Below are 18,374 nucleotides of genomic sequence, written 5' to 3'. Positions count from 1 at the left end.
AGGAATGACGATGCATGTTTTTTGCAGGCATGAAGCAGAACCTGCTCGGCGCACGTGTCGGGGCAGGCTCGGATGGTGAGGCTGGATTTGGCTATATGCGTGCGGAAATATCTCGCCCTCGCTTTGGGCGTGGTGGTCGCCATGTCGCTGGCGGTCATGAGCCCGACCATGGCCGAGGACGACAAGGCCGCCGCCAGGCAGCAACAGCTTCCCGTCAACGCCGAGCAGGCGCTGTATCTGATCCGCTCGACGCTGCTGACGCTGAACGATGCCAACCGCTCCGGCAACTATTCGGTGCTGCGCGATCTCGCCGCGCCCGACTTCCAGGCCAGGAACAGCGCCGCCGATCTCGCGCTGGGCTTCACCGACCTGCGGCGGCGGAACTTCGACCTGTTCTCGGTGGCGCTTGCCGCGCCGCAGCTCTCGACGCCGCCTTATCTCGATCCCAACAAGATGCTGCGGCTGACAGGGTTCTTTCCGACCCGCCCGCTCCAGATCAATTTCGACCTCACCTTCCAAAACGTCGCCAACCAGTGGCGGCCCTACGGCATTTCGGTCGCAACGCCGCAGGCGACGCCGGAAGCCGCCGCGGCGCCGGCGCCCGCTCCGGCCAAGAAGAACGCGGCCCAGAAGAATTGAGCGCATTCGGAGGGCCGACCTGGCTCGCCCGCCCGCCCGGCGGGTTTGCACGTCGTGCCGTTCCGTTGGTATGGTTCGTGCAGGCGGCAGAGCCGACCAAAATCCCTCCCATCACATGATCCCGAGAATGCTGGACACAAGACCCGACCGGATTCGCAAGCTCCTCGCCGACCTCGTCGGCTTCGACACCGTCAGCGACCGCACCAACCTGCCCCTGATCGCCCATATCGAAAGCTACCTCGCCGCGCTCGGCGTCGGCTTTGAGCGCATCGTCGACGAGACCGGGCAGAAGGCTTCGCTGTGGGTCACGATCGGGCCGGAGGACCGCCCCGGCCTCGTGCTGTCGGGCCATACCGATGTCGTTCCGGTCGTGGGCCAGGACTGGAGCCACGATCCGTTCAAGCTGGTCGAGCGCGACGGCAGGCTCTACGGCCGCGGCACCACCGACATGAAGGGTTTTGTCGCGGTGTGTCTCGCCATGGTGCCGGAGATGCTGGAGGCCAGGCTCAAGACGCCGATTCATCTGGCGATTTCCTATGACGAGGAGATCGGCTGTGTCGGCGTGCGGCCGATGCTCGGCGAGGTCGCCAGGAAGAAGGTCAGGCCGCTCGGCGCCTTCATCGGCGAGCCGACGCAGATGCAGGTCATCATCGGCCACAAGGGCAAGCACGGTGTGCGCGCGACGTTTCGCGGACTCGCACGCCATTCCTCGATCGCGCCCGACGGCGTCAACGCGATCGAATATGCCGCCGAGCTGATCGTCGAGATCCGCCGCCGTGCCGTGCTGCTCGCAGGCAAGAGATCGACAGACAGCCTCTACGACGTTCCGCACTCGACGCTGCTCACCAGCATCGTCCATGGCGGCGCCGCGCTGAACATCGTGCCGGATACCTGCACGGTGGATTTCGAATGCCGCGGCATCGGCATCACCGAGTCGCGCGAGGTGACGGATGCGATCGTCGCCTGGGCCAAGGCCGAGATCGAGCCGGCGATGAAGGCGCGGCATCCCGAGTGCGGCATCGATTTCGAGGAAATCCTCGACTATCCCGCGCTCGACACCGCCGCCGACGCGCCAATCGTCACGCTGGCCAAGGGCCTCGCCGGCCGCAACGACCACGCCAAGGTCGCCTTCGGCACCGAGGCGAGCCTGTTCGCCAGCATGGCCGACATCCCCTCGGTGGTGATCGGCCCCGGCGCGATCGCGCAGGCGCACACGCCGGACGAGTTCGTGGAGATGTCGGAGCTGTTGAAATGTGCGGGCTTCGTGGAGAAGCTGATCGCGCATTGCGCGAAGGGCTGATGCATAGGGCGTAACCCGCCAGTTTGCGCGAACCGATTGCGAGGACTCCGAGCTCCATCCTCGTCATTGCGAGGAGCCCGCGACAAAATTGCGAAGCAATTTTGCGCTGGTGCGACGAAGCAATCCAGTCTGCCACCGCGGAAAGAATCTGGATTGCTTCGCTTCGCTCGCAATGACGGAGGGAACGAGCGCTCCGCATCATCGGTGTCATGCCCCGGCTTGACCGGGGCATCCAGTACGCCGCGGCCCCACGGCTCAACCACTGCCGCCTCTGGAATACTGGATTGCCCGCCTTCGCGGGCAATGACGTTAGAGAGTGTGGGGACGGCGCCTAGCCCGCATGAGCGACTTGTCCGCCGTAGCTCGAAGAGCGAAGGCGGAAGCGACATGCGGGACCACTGTCCCAGGTATCGCTGCGCTCACCCGGGCTACGGGCTACGGGAGCGCGTCGCGCCTCAGCGCTCCTGCAAGGCCAGCCGCACGCCGACGGCACAATAGATGGTCCCGACCACCTTGCCCTGCCACTTCACGACGGCCGGATGGCGGCGCAGGAAATTGCCGAGACGACCGGCACCCACAGCGAACACGACGGTGCTCAACAAGCCGAGCAGCACAAAGACGATGCCGAGGATCGCAAGCTGCAGCGCGGTCGCGCCGTGTTCCGGCCTCACGAACTGCGGCAGGAACGCCAGGAAGAACAGCGCCGTCTTGGGATTGAGCACCTCGGTCAGCACGGCCTCGCGGAATGCGCGGCCTGCACTGATCGTGGGCGCTCCGCCGTTCAGAGCGACCGGCGCCTTGTCGAGCATGGCGCGAATGCCGAGATAGATCAGGAACGCGGCCCCCGCATATTTGACGATGCTGAAGAGGAGCGCCGAAGTGGCGATGATCGCCGAGAGGCCGACGATCGCCATGCTGGTGTGGATCACGTCACCCGCAGCGATCCCCGCGCCCGTCGCGATACCCACCTTCGTTCCTGAGCTTGCGGCGCGCGCCATGGTGAGCAGCGTGGCCGGGCCGGGAATGAAGACGAAGCCGAGCACGATGAGGATGTAGGTGATGAGGGTGGTGTGGTCGATCATGTAGCGAGCTTACGTCACCGCAACCTCGCTGTCATGCCCCGGCTTGACCGGGGCATCCAGTACGCCGCGGCGGCTCGGTTCAGGCACTGCTGCCTCTGGAAGACTGGATTGCCCGCCTTCGCGGGCAATGACGCGGAGTGTGTCGGAGCAGCGAGGGCCTCAAAAGAAAAGCGCGGCCACATGGCCGCGCCGCCGCATGTCCCTACACCGCGCCCGCCTTCTGCGCGTATTCCCATGACGCCTGCGACAGCGGCACGGTGCGCTTGGCGGATTCGAGCGCCTTAGCGTTGGCGGCGGTGCCGTCGCGGACGCGGCCGGCGATTCCCTGGGTGATGCCGGCGAGGCGGAACAGGTTGTAAGCAAAATACCAGTTGAGATCAGGCACCGTCATCTTGGTGACGTTGCAATAGATCTGCGCGGCCTCTTCCACGCTCGGAATGTTGAGCGCCTTGAGGTCGGCGCCCTGCAGGCCCGGCATGATCCACTGCATGAGCAGATAGGTGAAGTCGGCCATGGGATCGCCGAGCGTCGACAGCTCCCAGTCGAGCACGGCCTGCACGCGCGGTTCCGTCGCGTGGAAAATCATGTTGTCGAGCCGGTAGTCACCGTGCACGATCGAGACGCGCGCCTGTTCCGGCACCGTCTTGGGCAGCCATTCGGCGACCTTCTCGAACTCCGGAATGTGCTGGGTTTCGGAGGCGCGATATTGCTTGGTCCAGCGGTCGATCTGGCGCGCGAAATAGTTTCCGGGCTTGCCGAAGTCGCCGAGGCCGATCGCGACGGGATCGAACATGTGGAGTTTTGCCAGCGTCTCGATCTTGCTGGTGAAGATCTTGCGGCGATCTTCCGGCGTCTGGCTCGGCAGCGTCGGATCCCAGAACACCCGGCCGTCCTCCATCGACATGATGTAGAAGGCGGCGCCGATGATGCTGTCGTCCTGGCAAAGCGCGTAGGCGCGCGCGACCGGAAAACCCTGCTTTCCAAGGGCTGCGATGACGCGGTATTCGCGATCGACCGCGTGCGCCGAGGGCAGCAATTTGCCGAACGGTTTTCTGCGCATCACGTAGGAACGCTTCGGCGTGTTCAGCCGGTAGGTCGGGTTGGACTGGCCGCCCTTGAACTGGAGGACGACCAGCGGTCCCTCATAGCCTTCGACGTTGTCGCGCATCCACGCCTCGAGGCGCAGCTCGTCGAAACGATGCCGCTCCTCGACCGGCTTGGTGCCCGAGAACTCCTCGTCTTTCCTGACGCCGTCGGCCACGATGACGCTCCCTCAATTCTTTTGTCCGTCATTCCGGGGCGCCTCAAAGAGGCGAACCCGGAATCTCGAGATTCCGGGTCTGGTCCTTCGGACCATCCCGGAATGACGGCGTGGAGAGCGGCTTGTGCCCTCCCCCATCTTAATGCGTGGAAGAGTTTGCATACTTCCGAACTTCAAGTCTGGCAATGGCGCGGTTATGCACCTCGTCCGGACCGTCGGCGAGCCTGAGCGTGCGGATGTGGGCGTAGTCCTTGGCAAGCCCGGCCTCGTCGGAGACACCGGCGCCGCCAAAGGCCTGGATCGCCTGATCGATGATCTTCAGCGCCATGTTGGGGCCTGCGACCTTGATCATAGCGATCTCGAGCTGCGCCGCCTTGTTGCCGACCTTGTCCATCATGTCGGCGGCCTTGAGGCACAGCAAACGGTTCATCTCGATGTCGGTGCGCGCCTCGCCGATGCGCTGTTCCCACACCGAATGCTCGATGATCTTCTTGCCGAACGCGGTGCGCGAAGAGAGCCGCTTCACCATCTTCTCCAGCGCCTCCTCGGCCTTGCCGATGGTGCGCATGCAGTGGTGGATACGGCCGGGACCAAGGCGGCCCTGCGCGATCTCGAAGCCGCGGCCTTCGCCGAGCAGGATATTCTCCTTCGGCACCCGCACGTTGTCGAGCAGCACCTGGGCATGGCCGTGCGGCGCGTCGTCGAAGCCGAAGACGGGGAGCATCTTCTCGACCTTGATGCCTGGCGTGTCGAGCGGAACCAGGATCTGCGACTGCTGCTGGTGCTTGGCCGCCTTCGGATCGGTCTTGCCCATCAGGATCGCGATCTTGCAGCGGGGATCGCCGACGCCGGACGACCACCATTTGCGGCCGTTGATGACGTAGTGATCGCCGTCCTTCTCGATGCGGGTCTCGATGTTGGTGGCATCGGACGAGGCCACTGCCGGTTCCGTCATCAGGAAGGCCGAGCGGATCTCCCCGTCCATCAGCGGCCGCAGCCATTTGCGCTTCTGCACCCTGGTGGCGTAGCGGATGAACACTTCCATGTTGCCGGTGTCGGGCGCGGAACAGTTGAACACTTCGGAGGCCCAGGTGATGCGGCCCATCTCTTCCGACAGCAGCGCGTATTCGAGATTGGTCAATCCCGCGCCGCGGAATTCATCGTCCTCATGCTCGGACGGCGGCATGAACATGTTCCAGAGGCCTTCGGCCTTCGCCTTCTTCTTGAGGTCCTCCAGGATCGGGATCACCTTCCAGCGCTCGCCGGTGCGATCCTGCTCGTCATAGACCGGCACCGCCGGACGCACGTGCTTGGCCATGAAGGACCGCACGCGGTCGAGCCATTCCTTCTGCTTGGGGGACAGATCGAAATCCATGGGACGCTCCTCGTTTTCTCTTTTCGAACCGGTTTTGCGCCGGACTGTCCTCCCGCCGCGCGCGGCCCGCAAGCGTGAATGCGCGCGCCTTGCGAAGCTTCAGGCCTGATCGCAGTTGCGAACGAGTCCCGATTGCGGATTGACTTTTCCCGGCCTTCAAACGATAGTTTCATACAACTGTTTGAATTGCAACTCCCCTCCCCGAGGGCACCCATGGCCAGCGATCATACGAGGTCTGCCATTCTCGCCGCCGCCGAACGGCTTTACGCCGATCGCGGCTTCGGCGACGTGACGCTGCGCGACATCGTCGCGGAGGCCAATGTCAACCTCGCGGCGGTGAACTATCATTTCGGCTCGAAGGACGAATTGATCGCGGAACTGTTCGTCTCCCGCTCGATCGCCACCAACCGCGAGCGCCTGCGCGAATTGAAGGCGGCGGAAGAAGAAGGCGGCGGCCGCGCGCCGATCGAGGTGATCCTGCGCGCCCTCGTCGGCCCGACCTTGCGCGGCTGCCTCGGCCCCGAGAACCAGCGCTCGACCGCGGCGCGCTTCATGATCCGCGCCTCGATCGAATCCGTGCCGCCGATCCGCCGCATCAAGAATCGCGAGATCGACCATTTGCGCAAATTCGCCGGCGCGATGCGCAGGTCCCTGCCCGACCGCAGCGACGTCGATATCTACTGGGGCCTCAACTTCGCGCTCGCCATGGCGCACCACACCATCCGCGAGAGCGAGCGGCTGACCAAACTGTCGGAAGGCAAATGCGACCTCGACGACGTCGAGGACGTGGTCGCGCGCGTGGTCAGCGTGGCGACGATGGCGCTGACCGGTGCCGAAGCCACGAGCAAGCCGGCCGCCCGGCCGATGGCTGCGAACGGGCGGCTGACACGGCAGGATTTGTGAGAACGCGCAGACGAAGAAGAGCGTCCGGCGAGCTGGCGGCACGACGGCAAGACTCGATCGGGGGCTGGATCGACCGAGTCTTTCGCCGCGTCCTCACCAACTCGCCTTCAGCGCCCCCATCCCGGAATAGCTTTGACCGAGGTCCGAGAATTCGCCGGTGACGCGCGCCGACACCTCCCACCAGCGATTGAGCGCCAGGCGCGAGCCGAGATCGAGCCGTGCCGAGTCAGAGGCGGCACTCGCGCCGGCGATCGTGAACGCCGACACCGGCACGGTGACCAACGATGCCGTGATGGTGCGCGACGGCCGAAATTCGTGCACCCAGGCGGCGTGCACGAATGGGCTCCACACCATGCCGTTGCCGAACGCGACGCGACCGTCGAACTTGGCGCCGAGGAACGTCGGCAGCGACGTGACGCTCTGCGCGGCGTAGCTCAATCCGAGTAAGCCGGGTGCAGCACCGGCCGTGCTGGCTTCGGTGTAGGCGCCCTGCCACAGCCGTGCGGCCTGGATCGCGGCGAACGGCGTCACCGCAGTGATGCCGAAGTCGAAGGAGCGGCCGATCTCCAGCCTTCCGCCAAGCTGGTCGCTCCCGAATGACCCCTGCGCGGCTTCGGTGGTGCCGACGCCAGTGATGGTCCGCGTCGTGGTGTTGTTGAAATGGCTATAGGCGATCTGCGCCGAGAGATAGTTGGCGCCGAAGCGCTGCATCGCATAGGCGCCGACATGGCCACCCTCGAGCCTGCCCGACGTCGCGCGATCATCGACGGAGAAAGTCGCGCTGGAGCCGCCGGCCGCCATGCCCAGCAGGAGATCGGGATTGACGAGGTAATCGACCCCCATCGCGCCGCCGGCGGCGCGGTTGCTGAGGCTCGCGCTGCCGACGCTCGCATTGCCCGCGAGCTGTTGCCCGGCACCGAAGCCGGCGGCCCACGCGTTCCATCGCGGCTGCGCCATCGCCGGCGCCTTCAGGGCCGCGAACGCCGACGCAGCCGGGCCGCGCGGTTGCTCCGCAGCGTAGCCAAGCGCAGCGTCGCTGGCGACGCCGCCGCGGTTGCCGGCGCGCCAGGCTTCCATCTGGCCCTCCATGGTCTGGCCGAACAGCACGCCCGAATTGAACGCGGTGTTCTGGGTGCCGCTGGTGCCCTCGCCCGAGAGCTGGTCGAGCACGCGCAGCGAACCCGCCGGCAGCAGATTGCTGTAGAATGTCGCCGCAGCGCCGGTCAGCGTCGTCGAATAGCTGGCTTCGAGCGCGTTGCCGATCGAGCGCTGGTTGGCGGTCTCGCCTGCGACTGCACCGAAGCCCTGGCGCGTCAAGGTCAGGTCGATCGAGCTCACGTTGTAGGTCGCGGTCGCGTTGAAGAAGGCCGACGACGAGGTGACGCTCGCAAACTGGCCCGTGATGGCGGCGGTGGTCTGCACGACGCCGGTGTAGGTCGTGGACGACTGATAGAGCCCCGGCTGCAGCACCGCACGCAAGGTACCGTTGAGGTTGGCTTGCACTGCGGACAGACCGTCACGATTGCCCGCATTGTCGACCCTTAGCGCCAACGTACCCTGCGCGGTCTGGGTGAATGTGCCGGCGAAGGCGAGGTTACTCACCGCAAGCGCGGTCCCCGGATCCGTGATGGTGATCAACCCGGCATTGATCAGGCTGTCGCCCGACCCCATGAGTGCGATACGCCCGTCAGCGTACCGTTGTTGGTGATGCTGTTTCCGCTCGCGAGAAAATTAGAGGAGAACAGCGAGTAGCCGTTCGTACCGCCCCTGATCGTGCCGTTGTTAACCACCGTATTGTTCTGGCCAGAGATAGCACTCCCCAGTCCGCCGGCGCCGGTCGCAGCGATCAAGCCGCTGTTGGTCACCGTGTTACCGTCGCCGCTGATATCGACACCCACGCCGCCAGTGCTGGCTGCCGTGATCGTGCCGGTGTTGGTGAGAGTGTTACCGTCCAACAGGAAGACGCCTGCGCCCATGGTGCCGGTGCTGCTCCCGACCGTGATGGTGCCTGAATTCAGGATCGTGGCGCCGATGGCTGAGATGCCGTAGGCCAAGCCGGTCAGGCTGATGGTGCCGGAATTGATCGCCGTGTTGCCCGCGCCAATCGGGACGAGGCCGGCCGTGCCGTCCGCCGTCGAGCTGATCGTCCCGGCGTTGGTTAGAATATTGTTGTTGCCGGCCACGTACATGGCCATGCCCCCCGTGCCGGGCGTGATCGTGCCGTTGTTGGTGAAGACGTTGTTGTTGATCCCCTGCATGCCCTTGCCGCCGTTGCCGACAACGATGGCGCCGTTGTTGATGGCGGTGTTGCCGCTGTCGACATCGATCGCCTTCTGCGCATTGCCGACGTCGATCGACGCGCCCGATTGAACGGTGACGGCCAGATTGTTTTCCGCACCGGTGCCGAAGCCGGTATTGGTCGCACCGCTGCAAGTGACGGTGCTGCCGGATTGGACGCACGCGGCAACCGCCGGCCCCGCCGGCATCGCAACCACCGTGGTCAGCGACAGCACGAATGGCGCGGCCAGCGTCAACGATCGTTCGGGGCGCGCCTTCGCCCTGGATACCGGCAAGTTGATAGTCGTCATCCGCGCCGCGCCATTCGTCGATGTCATCCGTCATTCCCAAGTCTTGCGGCCGAAGCAGCCGCCGCTTGCAAACTGGCCTGACGAGGCGCAACTGTCTTGGCGCAGCCGGCACGGGACATCGGCCCATACGGCACGGCAGCGGTTTCTCGGCCGGTTGTGACACTTGCACCACCATCCCGCGGACCGCGATTGTCTCAGGCGGAACGCCGGGAGGACCATGCGGAACAGGTTCCGCCGAACGGTCGCGCGCTGTGAACCTGCCGCCGCGAGATCTACGGACACGGCATCGCTAATATCGATATCGGGCGGATCGATTTGAACGCGCTGGCGAGAGCCTGCGTCTTAAGGAGGTGGTGGCCACCATTCCGCAGGGGACAGATGCAGGATACCGGATCATTTCGAGCGCAGATATCTACCCGTGACTTTCCCGAAGAAAAGCGAATCGACAGGTGGCGCGAGATCTTCGGGCGCAGCGTGACCAATGCCGATATGGAGCCGATCGGCGACGCGCCCTTCCATGCGAACGTGACCTTCAACCTGTTGCCCAATATCAGCATCGCGGCCGGCTCACATTCGCCAGCGCATTATCGCCTCTCGAAAGAGATGGCGTCGCGCGCCGGGAATGTCGTAGTGATCGCCCTGCTGCGCAGCGGCGCTGCTTCGTTCACCCAGTTCGGCGAGGAATTGACCGGCGGTGTCGGCGGTGCCGTGGCGCTCACGATGCAGGCACCTTCAACGACCACGCTACTCACGGAGGGCAACTTCATCAGGCTGGCATTTGAGCAGCCGGCCCTGGCCGCATTAGCCCCGAACTATGCGGCGTCCTTCGGCAGCATTCCGCCCAACAGTGCAGCCCTGAATCTCCTGACCCGCTATGTCGACGTCGTCCGCAACGACGACGCCCTCGGCGAGCCGGCGCTGATGCAAACCGTGGCCAACCATATCCTCGATCTCGCGGCGCTCACACTCGGCGCGAGTGGCGACTCCGCCGAGTTCGCGCGGCAGCGCAGTGCCACGGCGGCGCGGCTTGCCAGCATCAAGTCGGACATTCTGCACGCGCTCAGCCGCAGCGATCTATCGACCGAGATGATCGCCGCGCGCCACGGCATCTCGCCGCGCTACGTGAGAAAGCTGTTCGAACTGAGCGGCTCGTCATTCTCCGCCTACGTGCTCGCCGAGCGGCTGGCGAAAGCACGGCGCATGCTGATCCACCGGCGCCACGCCCAACTCAACATCACCCAGATCGCGCACGAAAGCGGGTTCGGCGACGTCTCCTATTTCAACCGCGCCTTCCGCCGCCACTTCGGCGCCACGCCCTCCGACATCCGCGCGGCGGCAAGACCGGCGTGGTGAGCGGCCAACGGCTCTCGCGTCGATCGCCCTCCTCACATCATCGCGATGCAGTCGATCTCGACGTCGAAGGGGCCGAACCATTCCGGGGTGCAGACGAAGATCCGCGCCGGCGGGTCGACCGGGAAGTAGCGGGCATAGACCGCGTTGAACACGGCGAAATGTTTTGCCGACGTGCAGTAGACGTTGCACTTCATGACGTTGTCGAGGCTCGCGCCGGCCGTCTGAAGGCACAGCTTCATCTGCTCCATGACGATCTCGCTCTGCCGCTCGATCGGCATTTCCGCGAGCTCGCCCGTCGCGGGATCGAATGGCGGCAGACCGGCGACGAAGATCATGTTGCCGGCGCGCGTCACCGGCGAGGTCGGCGCCTTCCAGCGGTCGAGATAGGACGAGATCGGTTCGACGCGGAGCGCTTCGCGTTTCATGGCGGCCACCTTCGGCTCAAGCGAGACTGACGCCTTGCTACATCATACTGCAGCCGGCATGTTTCGCCTCTGATCGAAGTGTGGTTGTCGCGGGATCAGGCCCGCTGCGGCATCTCCTCGGCCTCTTCCTTGGCGAGCAGCAGCAGCATCTCGATGCCCATCTCGCCTTCCTGCGGCGAGCGGATGAACTTTATTTCGTCGGCGCTTTGCCGCAGCGCGGCAATGATGGCGACGGCCTGATTGGCGGTTGCCGCCTCGGTCGCCAGAACTGATTTCTGGTTCTTGGACTGAAACCCGATCGTATAGGACATGCACTTCCCTCCCGGAACTCGCAGGGAGATCGAATCAGAGTCGGGCGCGCAGCGGAAGCCTGTGTGAGTACGGACCGGGTTTATCTGGGGATTGTGCGCAAGCCTCAGGCAAGGCCGAGCATCGCGCGCGCCTCATTCGCAGTAGTAGCTGCGCCCCCCGCCCCCGCTTGAATTCCGGCCTCTCCCCGCACGCGGGGAGAGGCCGAGAAGGAAAAAGGTCAGATGATACCCTGCTGCTTCAGCGTCTCGATTTTCCCCGCATCATAGCCGAGCTTGCCGCCGAGCACCTCCTGGGTGTGCTCGCCGAGCAGCGGCGGGGCGCGGTAATTCTCGATCGGGGTCTCCGAGAAGGTCAGCGCGTTGCGGATCAGCGACAGCTCCGGCTCGAACTTGTGCTCGGTCTTCACCCGCATGCCGCGCGACTGGACGTGCGGATCCGAAAACACCTGCTCGAAATTGTTGATCGGACCTGACGGCACGCCGGCCTCCTCCAGCTTCTCCAGCCAGTAGGCCACCGGCTGCTTCAGGAACAGGCCGGCGAAGATCGCCATGATCTCCTTGCCGTGCACGACACGGTCGTTGTTCTTGACGAAGCGCTTGTCGCTGGCGAGCTCGGGCGCGCCGAGCACCGCGCAGGTACGCTGGAACTGGCCGTCATTGCCGACCACCAGCATGAGCTCGCCGTCGGTGCAGCGGAACACGCCGGCCGGCATGCCGCCATTGCCCCAGGTGCCGCGGCGCGGCGGCGTCTTGCCGTTGACGAGGTAGATCTGGAGCCAGTGGCTGAGCGAGGCAATCACGGTGTCGAGCAGGCAGACGTCGAGATGCTGTCCGACGCCCCCATTGGCGTCGCGATGGTAGAGCGCCGAGAGAATGCCGATCGAGGAATTCATGCCGGTCATGTAGTCGACGATCGACGGGCCGACCTTCATCGGGCCCTCGCCCGGCTCGCCGTCGATATGGCCGGTCACACTCATCAGGCCGCCCATCGCCTGCAGGATGGCGTCATAGCCGGCGCGCGGCGCGTAAGGTCCGGTCTGGCCGAAGCCGGTCACCGAGCAATAGATGATGCCGGGGTTGATCGCCTTGATGGTCTCGTAGTCGAGGCCGTAGCGCTTGAGATCGCCGACCTTGTAGTTCTCCATGAAGACGTCGACGTCCTTGGCGAGCTCGCGGATGATCGCCTGTCCCTCGGGCTTGGCGATGTTGACCGTGACCGACTTCTTGTTGCGGTTGGCGCAGAGATAGAACGAGTTGTTGTTGTTCGCCTTGCCGTCAGGGTCGGTCAGATAAGGCGGGCCGAAGGCGCGCGCATCGTCGCCGGTGCCCGGCCGCTCGATCTTGATCACCTCCGCGCCGAGATCGCCCAGCATCTGGGCCGACAGGGGCCCGGCGAGCACGCGGGTGAGGTCAAGGATCTTGATGCCTGAGAGCGGCAAGGCCGACATGTCGATTTCCTCCGGGGAACTGGATCTTGGCGCGGCGGCCCGAGCGCTGAGGTTCGGCCGCGGCCGCGCTCCCTGCGGATACACCATTTTGGCGGCCTGAGCACTGCACTGGCGGCATGCCGCCATCCCCCGCTCCGGCGGCGGCAACCAGCCGACGGCGTCGGATTTCCGCGTGGCGAATATCGTACCGGCCGCGGCTGGCTAGAACCTGACGCTCACGCCGCCACGTACCGACTGAAAGTGCGGATGCTGCTCGTAAGATCCGCCGACAGCGGGCCAATCGAAGCGCGTGGTGCCGAAATCGCTGTAGCGATATTCCAGCCGTGCCGTGACGCGATCGGTCAGCGCCGCCTCGCCACCGGCGCCAACGGTCCATCCGGTCTTCGCAATATTGGCGTCTGCGGACGGGAATGCCACGGGATCACTCGCATTCCAGTGGTACTTCAGCTCGGTGAACGCGACACCGCCTGTGACATACAGCAGCAGGCGCTCCGTCGGTGTAAAGCCGAGCCGCCCGCGAACCGAGGCTTCCCAATCCTTGCGAGCGCTGAACACCAGCCCGAAACCAGGGGATACAACGTCACTGACCCGGCCGACATCCACATCGCCCTCGATGCCGAGCACCAGCCGGTCAAACTGATGATTGTAGCCGACATGCACGCCGCCAAAGCCGCCGCTCGGCCTGAAATCCGTGCTGGCGCCGGTCGGCGGGCCACCGAGGACGAACTCGATGGTGCGGTCGCGGCTCCATTCGTAGCCGCCCTGGGCGCCCGCATAAAAGCCGGTCCAACTGAGAGGTGGCGTGACGACAGCGCTCGGCGCCTTCACGGGCAAGTCGGCAGCATGCGCAGCGGCCGCGGTGCAGATCAGCGCAGCGAGGCAGATCAACGTGCGATTCATTGCAAATTCCAGCCCACAGGAATGATGGGCCTGACTTTAGCGGGTTCCCTTCGGTTTTGCTGTTGCGGCCGTGCGACACTCGATGAAAATGAGATGAAGGCGGCAGGCAATGCACGGCGACTGAGGCGAGCCGTCACACCTGCATGGTGGGCGCAACCGAAGCGCGCGGACAGGTTTCACGCGGCGGCCGCCGAGGCGACTCGCGGCCGACGACGGCCGAGCAGGACCAGGATCAGCACGGTCGCGCAGGAAAACACCAGGGTCAGGCCCAGCGCGGCGCGGCCGCCGAACTGGGTCAGCAGAGCGGCAAGGAGCGGCGGCGAGATCGCGGAGGCCAGATTGAGCGGCAGCGCGATCATCGACATCGCCTTGGCGAACTCGGCCTGGTCGTAGAAGACGAGCGGGATGGTTGCCCGCGCCACCGCCATCGCACCGCTGCCGGCGCCATAGAGCAGGATGAAGACCGCGACCGCCCAGGTCGCCCCCTCGCTCAGCATCAGCAGCAGCATCGCGACGGGGAGCGCCGTGCCGGCGACAAGCCCGGTCGTGATTCCGTCCCACCGTCCCCCGCCGAGGAAGTCCAGTCCGCGGGCGCTGACCTGGATCACGCCGAGCATCGAACCGAAGGCGATGGCCTGGGCCGGCGCCAGGCCTTCCGCCCGCAGCAGCTCGATGAGCACGGCGCCGAGACCAAAATTCACGAAGGCGTTCAGCGTGATCGCGATGACGACCAAGTTGAAGGTGCTGCGCGGAATCGCGGGCGCGTCGGAGGGTCTTGGAGCCGAGCCGCCTTCGTCCTTCACATTATTCCGGCGCGGCGCGCCGAAGACGTAGAGCGGAAGCGAGACCAGGATCAGCATGGCGGCGTAGACGAGGCAGGTGCCCCGCCAGCCGAAATGGCCGCTGAGAAACGAGGTGGTCGGCCAGAAGATGCTGCTGGAGAGGCCCGTCACCAGCATCAGCGCGCCGATGGCGTTCTTGGCTTGGCGCCCGGCAACCTCGTTGAGCATGATATAGGCACCGGTCGACAGCGTGGCGCTGCCGCCCATGCCGAGAATGACCCAGGCCACGAAATAGAGCATCGGCTCGCGCGCGAAATACAGAACGACGTAGCCCGGCACGGCCACAACGGTGCCCACCATCATCACCTTGCGTGCGCCGTGCCGCGCAAACGCCTTGGCGAGCCAGGGCGCGCACAGCCCCATGGTGACATAAAGCGTGGAGGTGCCCGCAAATACCATCGGCAGGCTCATGCCGAGATCGGCCGCAAGGTCGCGGCCGACGATCGGCGGAAGGCCGATCGTTCCCCATCCGATGAGTTGGGTGATTGCAAGCACCAGCAGGACCCCGATGAGCCTGCCGTCAGATTTCAAGAATCGCATTCCAAACGTCGCCTGCCCGGCAGGCGCAGATCGCGCCTGTGGGCATGTCTTAGCCGGAGACTCAGCGCACGGGAACGCCGGCCGCCGAATGGCAGAAGGCAGCCGGAAGCATGTCAGGAGGAGGCAGTAGGCCCCTATCCCGCGAGCCCGAGCAGGGATCGCGCCTCGGCCGCGGTCGCGACGCGCCGGCCATGGCGTGTGACAGCCTCACAGGCGACGGTCACGAGCTCCGCGTTGCTGGCGGCCAGCCGCGTCTTGTCGATCCTGATATTGTCCTCGAGCCCGGTGCGAACCGCGTCCGCGCCGCGCGCGAGGGCCCAGCCCATGACCTCGGCCTGATGGCGTCCGATCCCGGCCGCGGTCCAGGTCGCTTGCGGGATCAGCCGCTTCAGCTCCCCCAGGAGGATGTCGAGGACATGCTCGTCGGCCGGCATCGCGTTCTTGACGCCCATGACGAACTGCACGTGCGGACGCGGGTCGATCAGCCCCGCCTCGATCAGGCGGCGGGCGCCGTGCAGATGCGACAGATCGAAGATCTCGATCTCCGGCCGAATCCGACCCGCCTTCATGCCAGTGGCGAGGGTCTCGACCAGGGCGGCGCTGTTCTCGTAGACAATCGTCGGAAAGTTCACCGATCCCGTCGACAGCGAGGCCATGTCCGGCCTCAGATAGAGCGATGATCCACGCGCCGAAGGATCGCGGCCCCGCCCGCCGGTCGAGAATTGAACGATCATCCCCGGACAATGCTTCCTGATCCCCTCCTGCACCAGGGCAAAGCGCTCCGGGTCGGAGGACGGCGTCTCGTCATCGTTGCGAACGTGGATATGGGCAAGCGTGGCGCCGGCCTCGAAGGCTTGTTGCGTCGACTCGATCTGCTCGGACGGCAGGATCGGCACCGCAGGATTGTCCTTCTTGCGCGGAACGGAGCCGGTGATAGCGACAGCAACGACGACGGGGTTCATCCTGCAACCTCTTGATAATTGCGCTCACGCGCACCGAGTTCGACCAGGCAATTACGTAACGCGTCGAGCCCTGCCGCTGCAAACATCATCGATCGCAGCGGCATTGCCTCGTCACGTTTTCGTCAGGTCGGAATTGCGGCCGCGCTACTCGCCGCTTCGGCACGCTGCCGCTCATAGTCGGCCCGCGCCATCGGAACGGCCTTGGGATTGCCGAGATCGTCGATGCGGATCCGGTAGGTTTCCCGGGCGGTGACGGCCGCCAGCGCCGCGATGACCGTGATGCCGAACGCGATCGCTCCCACCGTCAACGGAATGTTGGCCGAGCCGGGAGGCGCCACGGTCGCAAACAAAGCGGGAAGCAACGCGGTGATGGTCGTGCCGATGTTCTGCGAGATCGCCATCGCCGACACACGGGTGCGCGTCGGAAACAGTTCCGGGTAGAAACTCGGGAAGATCGCGTTGTAGCCCTGGTAGACGACGCCCCACATCAGGAGCGACAGCAGGATCGCGAGCGGCACATTCCGGATGCTGATCGCGTAGAGATAGCCGAAGGCGAGCAAGCCGGAGAGCAGCGCGCCCACGATGATCGGAGGCTTGCGGCCGACCTTGTCGGAGAGATGGCCAACGAAGGGAATGACGAACACGGCCAGCATGTTTCCGAGCACCGGGATCCAGAGATAGACGTCCTTGGCAAAGCCGATGCCATAGGCGGGCTGGACCGCGTAGGCCGCACCGAAAATGGTCGCAACGACGGGGATGACGTTCATCAGAGCCATGCAGATGACCCTGAGCATGTCGCGCCAGCTCAGCTTGATGGCCTGGACAATGGGCGCCCGCGGCGTTTCTCCCCGCTCGTCCTCGCGGGCAAAGGCAGGCGTCTCGTCCACTTCGCGACGAATGATGTAGCCTGCGACGATGACGAAGAAGCTGAGGAGGAAGGGAATCCGCCAGCCCCAGCTGTTGAAGGCGTCGGTCGGCATGTAGGCCGCCAGCGGCAGGAAGACGGCTGCAGCGAGAATCTGACCGGCCTGCACGCCCTGAAGGGCGAAGCTCGCGTAAAAGCCGCGCCGTCCAAACGGCGCGTGCTCCAGGATCATCGAGCTCGCGCCGGAGATTTCACCGGCCACGGCAAATCCCTGCACGAGGCGCAGGATGACCAGCAGGATCGGCGCGAGGATACCGACCTGGTGATAGGTCGGCAGAAGGCCAACGGCCATGGTCGAGATGCCCATCAGGAACATGCAGACAATGAGGACGGTCTTGCGCCCATGGGTGTCGCCCCAATGTCCGAGAACGAAGGCGCCGATCGGCCGGGCCACATATCCAACCCCATAGGTCGCCAGCGATGCGACGATTGCGACGGTGGGATTGTCTGACGGAAAGAAGATTTGCGGGAAGATCAGCGACGCGGCGGTCGCGTAGATGAAGAAGTCATAATATTCGAGAGCCGACCCGATCCAGCCGCTGGCAGCAGCCTTCCTGGACTGACTCATCTGATGGATCGCGCGAGTCGTGACCATTTCAAAATTCCTCCCTGGTTTGCTGACGTCCCGTTGGCGGGCTTCGTTCGAAATTGGGCAGCACTCTCCGGACGCTCTGCGGAGCTTCGCGAGCGCTTGTCACTGCCGATACGTCTGATTGCATGCCAGAATAGGGCTTCGCCGGGCTAACACAATTACCCAGTTAAGCGATAAACCTAACATGATGTTATGCGCGTCGGGGCGACGTCAGGCTCGCGGACAGGCCGTGACGACGGCGCAGGCGCGGCTCAGCGACGGGCACTCCGAGCCGTGAACGACCCTTCATGGCGCGCGCGCACATGTCTCCGCGATTTGCGCAATCGCAGGCGCCGAGATGGACGATTGGGATTTCGAGCGGCGTGGGCCGGATGATCGCCTGAGTGGCCGGTCCCAATTCGCGTTTCGTTCGTAGACCGGGACGCTCAGGCTGGGTGGCCGGGATCGACGTGGTTCGGCGTCTTCTTGTCCCTAGCTGCCGAGCGCTGTCTCGCGCGCTTCGCGGCCGGGGACGCTGACATGGACTTCATGGCCCTGGCGCAGCGCCAGTGAGGCCGCGGCCACGGCCGATTCGAACGCGGATTCCTTGGTGGCGTATTTGCCGTTGATGTTGCCGTCGTGCAGAACGCCCCATTCGTCCTTGACCGGTACGATCGCATATTGAGCAAGGCCCATCGTCAATCTCCCTGGCATTGAAAAATCATCTCCAGCCGGCAACACGGTGTCGTCGGCGACGAGCAGCGCGCCTGGCTGTCGCCGTTGAGGAAGCCGGTGACGACGTCCTGCAGCGCGCCGATGAAGCACGCGATCGGGATCGGCACCAGCATCGGATGAATCGGGTGGCCCGCGATTTGCGCGGTGGTGCGCACGCGCAGGTGTTGCTGCACGGTCGGCCTCGTGTGGCTTTTCGCCCTGCCCGACCGGCCAA

At 64.9% G+C, this 18,374-nt stretch carries 17 protein-coding genes and 1 pseudogene; 4 read left to right on the top strand and 14 right to left on the bottom strand.

Translation table 11 applies throughout. The annotated features are described in order from the left end of the window. The first annotated feature begins 99 nt into the window (after positions 1-99). Together XI08_RS03025 and argE are read left to right on the top strand one after the other, a co-directional pair. Complete coding sequence (locus XI08_RS03025; RefSeq protein WP_271573306.1) at positions 100-639, top strand: hypothetical protein; 540 nt, start codon at positions 100-102, stop codon at positions 637-639. Positions 640-766: 127 nt separating this feature from the next. Beyond that, positions 767-1,939 (top strand): acetylornithine deacetylase, encoded by a 1,173-nt coding sequence (argE, locus tag XI08_RS03020; RefSeq protein WP_271573305.1) that lies wholly within the window; start codon positions 767-769, stop codon positions 1,937-1,939. 455 nt (positions 1,940-2,394) lie between these two features. On the opposite strand, the gene XI08_RS03015 is transcribed toward argE, so the two are convergent. From XI08_RS03015 to XI08_RS03005, 3 genes are all read right to left on the bottom strand, one after another. Further along, positions 2,395-3,021 carry a LysE family translocator gene (locus tag XI08_RS03015; protein WP_271573304.1) on the bottom strand — a complete coding sequence of 209 codons (627 nt, stop codon included), beginning with the start codon at positions 3,019-3,021 and terminating at the stop codon, positions 2,395-2,397. Between the two features lie 202 nt (positions 3,022-3,223). Beyond that, positions 3,224-4,282, bottom strand: a complete 1,059-nt coding sequence (locus XI08_RS03010) for a phosphotransferase family protein (protein WP_027549153.1) — start codon at positions 4,280-4,282, stop codon at positions 3,224-3,226. A 139-nt stretch (positions 4,283-4,421) separates the two neighbouring features. Continuing rightward, positions 4,422-5,657: an acyl-CoA dehydrogenase family protein gene (locus XI08_RS03005; RefSeq protein ID WP_271573303.1), complete on the bottom strand. Its 1,236-nt coding sequence runs from the start codon at positions 5,655-5,657 to the stop codon at positions 4,422-4,424. A 213-nt stretch (positions 5,658-5,870) separates the two neighbouring features. Here XI08_RS03005 and XI08_RS03000 point away from each other — a divergent pair, with 213 nt between their 5' ends. Then, on the top strand, positions 5,871-6,560 hold the full coding sequence (locus XI08_RS03000) for a TetR/AcrR family transcriptional regulator (RefSeq protein WP_027549151.1): 690 nt from the start codon (positions 5,871-5,873) through the stop codon (positions 6,558-6,560). Between the two features lie 93 nt (positions 6,561-6,653). Here XI08_RS03000 and XI08_RS02995 read toward each other — a convergent pair whose 3' ends face one another. Both XI08_RS02995 and XI08_RS02990 read right to left on the bottom strand, forming a co-directional pair. Beyond that, the gene (locus XI08_RS02995; RefSeq protein ID WP_271573302.1) at positions 6,654-8,231 is read right to left on the bottom strand and encodes an autotransporter family protein; all 1,578 of its coding nucleotides are present in this window, start codon (positions 8,229-8,231) and stop codon (positions 6,654-6,656) included. Further along, the gene (locus XI08_RS02990) at positions 8,210-9,175 is read right to left on the bottom strand and encodes a hypothetical protein (protein WP_271573301.1); all 966 of its coding nucleotides are present in this window, start codon (positions 9,173-9,175) and stop codon (positions 8,210-8,212) included. Before XI08_RS02990 ends, XI08_RS02995 begins: the two co-directional genes overlap by 22 nt. Positions 9,176-9,463: 288 nt before the next feature. On the opposite strand from XI08_RS02990, the gene XI08_RS02985 reads away from it, so the two are divergent. Beyond that, positions 9,464-10,501 carry an AraC family transcriptional regulator gene (locus tag XI08_RS02985; RefSeq protein WP_271573300.1) on the top strand — a complete coding sequence of 346 codons (1,038 nt, stop codon included), beginning with the start codon at positions 9,464-9,466 and terminating at the stop codon, positions 10,499-10,501. Positions 10,502-10,533: 32 nt separating this feature from the next. Here the strand turns inward: XI08_RS02985 and XI08_RS02980 are convergent, their stop codons facing one another. The 9 genes and pseudogenes from XI08_RS02980 to XI08_RS45940 form a co-directional block, all read right to left on the bottom strand. Beyond that, positions 10,534-10,926: a RidA family protein gene (locus tag XI08_RS02980; protein ID WP_271573299.1), complete on the bottom strand. Its 393-nt coding sequence runs from the start codon at positions 10,924-10,926 to the stop codon at positions 10,534-10,536. 95 nt (positions 10,927-11,021) lie between these two features. Next, the gene (locus XI08_RS02975) at positions 11,022-11,237 is read right to left on the bottom strand and encodes a hypothetical protein (RefSeq protein WP_027549147.1); all 216 of its coding nucleotides are present in this window, start codon (positions 11,235-11,237) and stop codon (positions 11,022-11,024) included. 218 nt (positions 11,238-11,455) lie between these two features. Next, entirely contained in the window at positions 11,456-12,685 is a 1,230-nt protein-coding gene (locus XI08_RS02970) for a CaiB/BaiF CoA transferase family protein (RefSeq protein WP_271573298.1), read from the bottom strand. Between the two features lie 201 nt (positions 12,686-12,886). Beyond that, complete coding sequence (locus XI08_RS02965) at positions 12,887-13,585, bottom strand: outer membrane protein (RefSeq protein WP_271573297.1); 699 nt, start codon at positions 13,583-13,585, stop codon at positions 12,887-12,889. A gap of 176 nt (positions 13,586-13,761) precedes the next feature. Beyond that, positions 13,762-14,967 carry an MFS transporter gene (locus XI08_RS02960; protein WP_271573296.1) on the bottom strand — a complete coding sequence of 402 codons (1,206 nt, stop codon included), beginning with the start codon at positions 14,965-14,967 and terminating at the stop codon, positions 13,762-13,764. Positions 14,968-15,101: 134 nt separating this feature from the next. Beyond that, positions 15,102-15,929, bottom strand: a complete 828-nt coding sequence (locus XI08_RS02955; protein WP_271573295.1) for a 3-keto-5-aminohexanoate cleavage protein — start codon at positions 15,927-15,929, stop codon at positions 15,102-15,104. A gap of 122 nt (positions 15,930-16,051) precedes the next feature. Next, a complete protein-coding gene (locus XI08_RS02950; RefSeq protein WP_092192590.1) occupies positions 16,052-17,449 on the bottom strand; it encodes an MFS transporter in 1,398 nt (465 codons plus the stop codon). A gap of 468 nt (positions 17,450-17,917) precedes the next feature. Continuing rightward, the gene (locus XI08_RS02945; RefSeq protein WP_271573294.1) at positions 17,918-18,121 is read right to left on the bottom strand and encodes a hypothetical protein; all 204 of its coding nucleotides are present in this window, start codon (positions 18,119-18,121) and stop codon (positions 17,918-17,920) included. A 110-nt stretch (positions 18,122-18,231) separates the two neighbouring features. Next, a pseudogene (locus tag XI08_RS45940) lies at positions 18,232-18,333 on the bottom strand (DUF2231 domain-containing protein); the annotation flags it as partial. Positions 18,334-18,374: the final 41 nt, after the last annotated feature.

Source organism: Bradyrhizobium sp. CCBAU 11361, from assembly GCF_028128935.1.
Taxonomy (GTDB): Bacteria; Pseudomonadota; Alphaproteobacteria; order Rhizobiales; family Xanthobacteraceae; genus Bradyrhizobium; species Bradyrhizobium niftali.
This window is presented reverse-complemented; position numbering and strand designations above follow the sequence as displayed.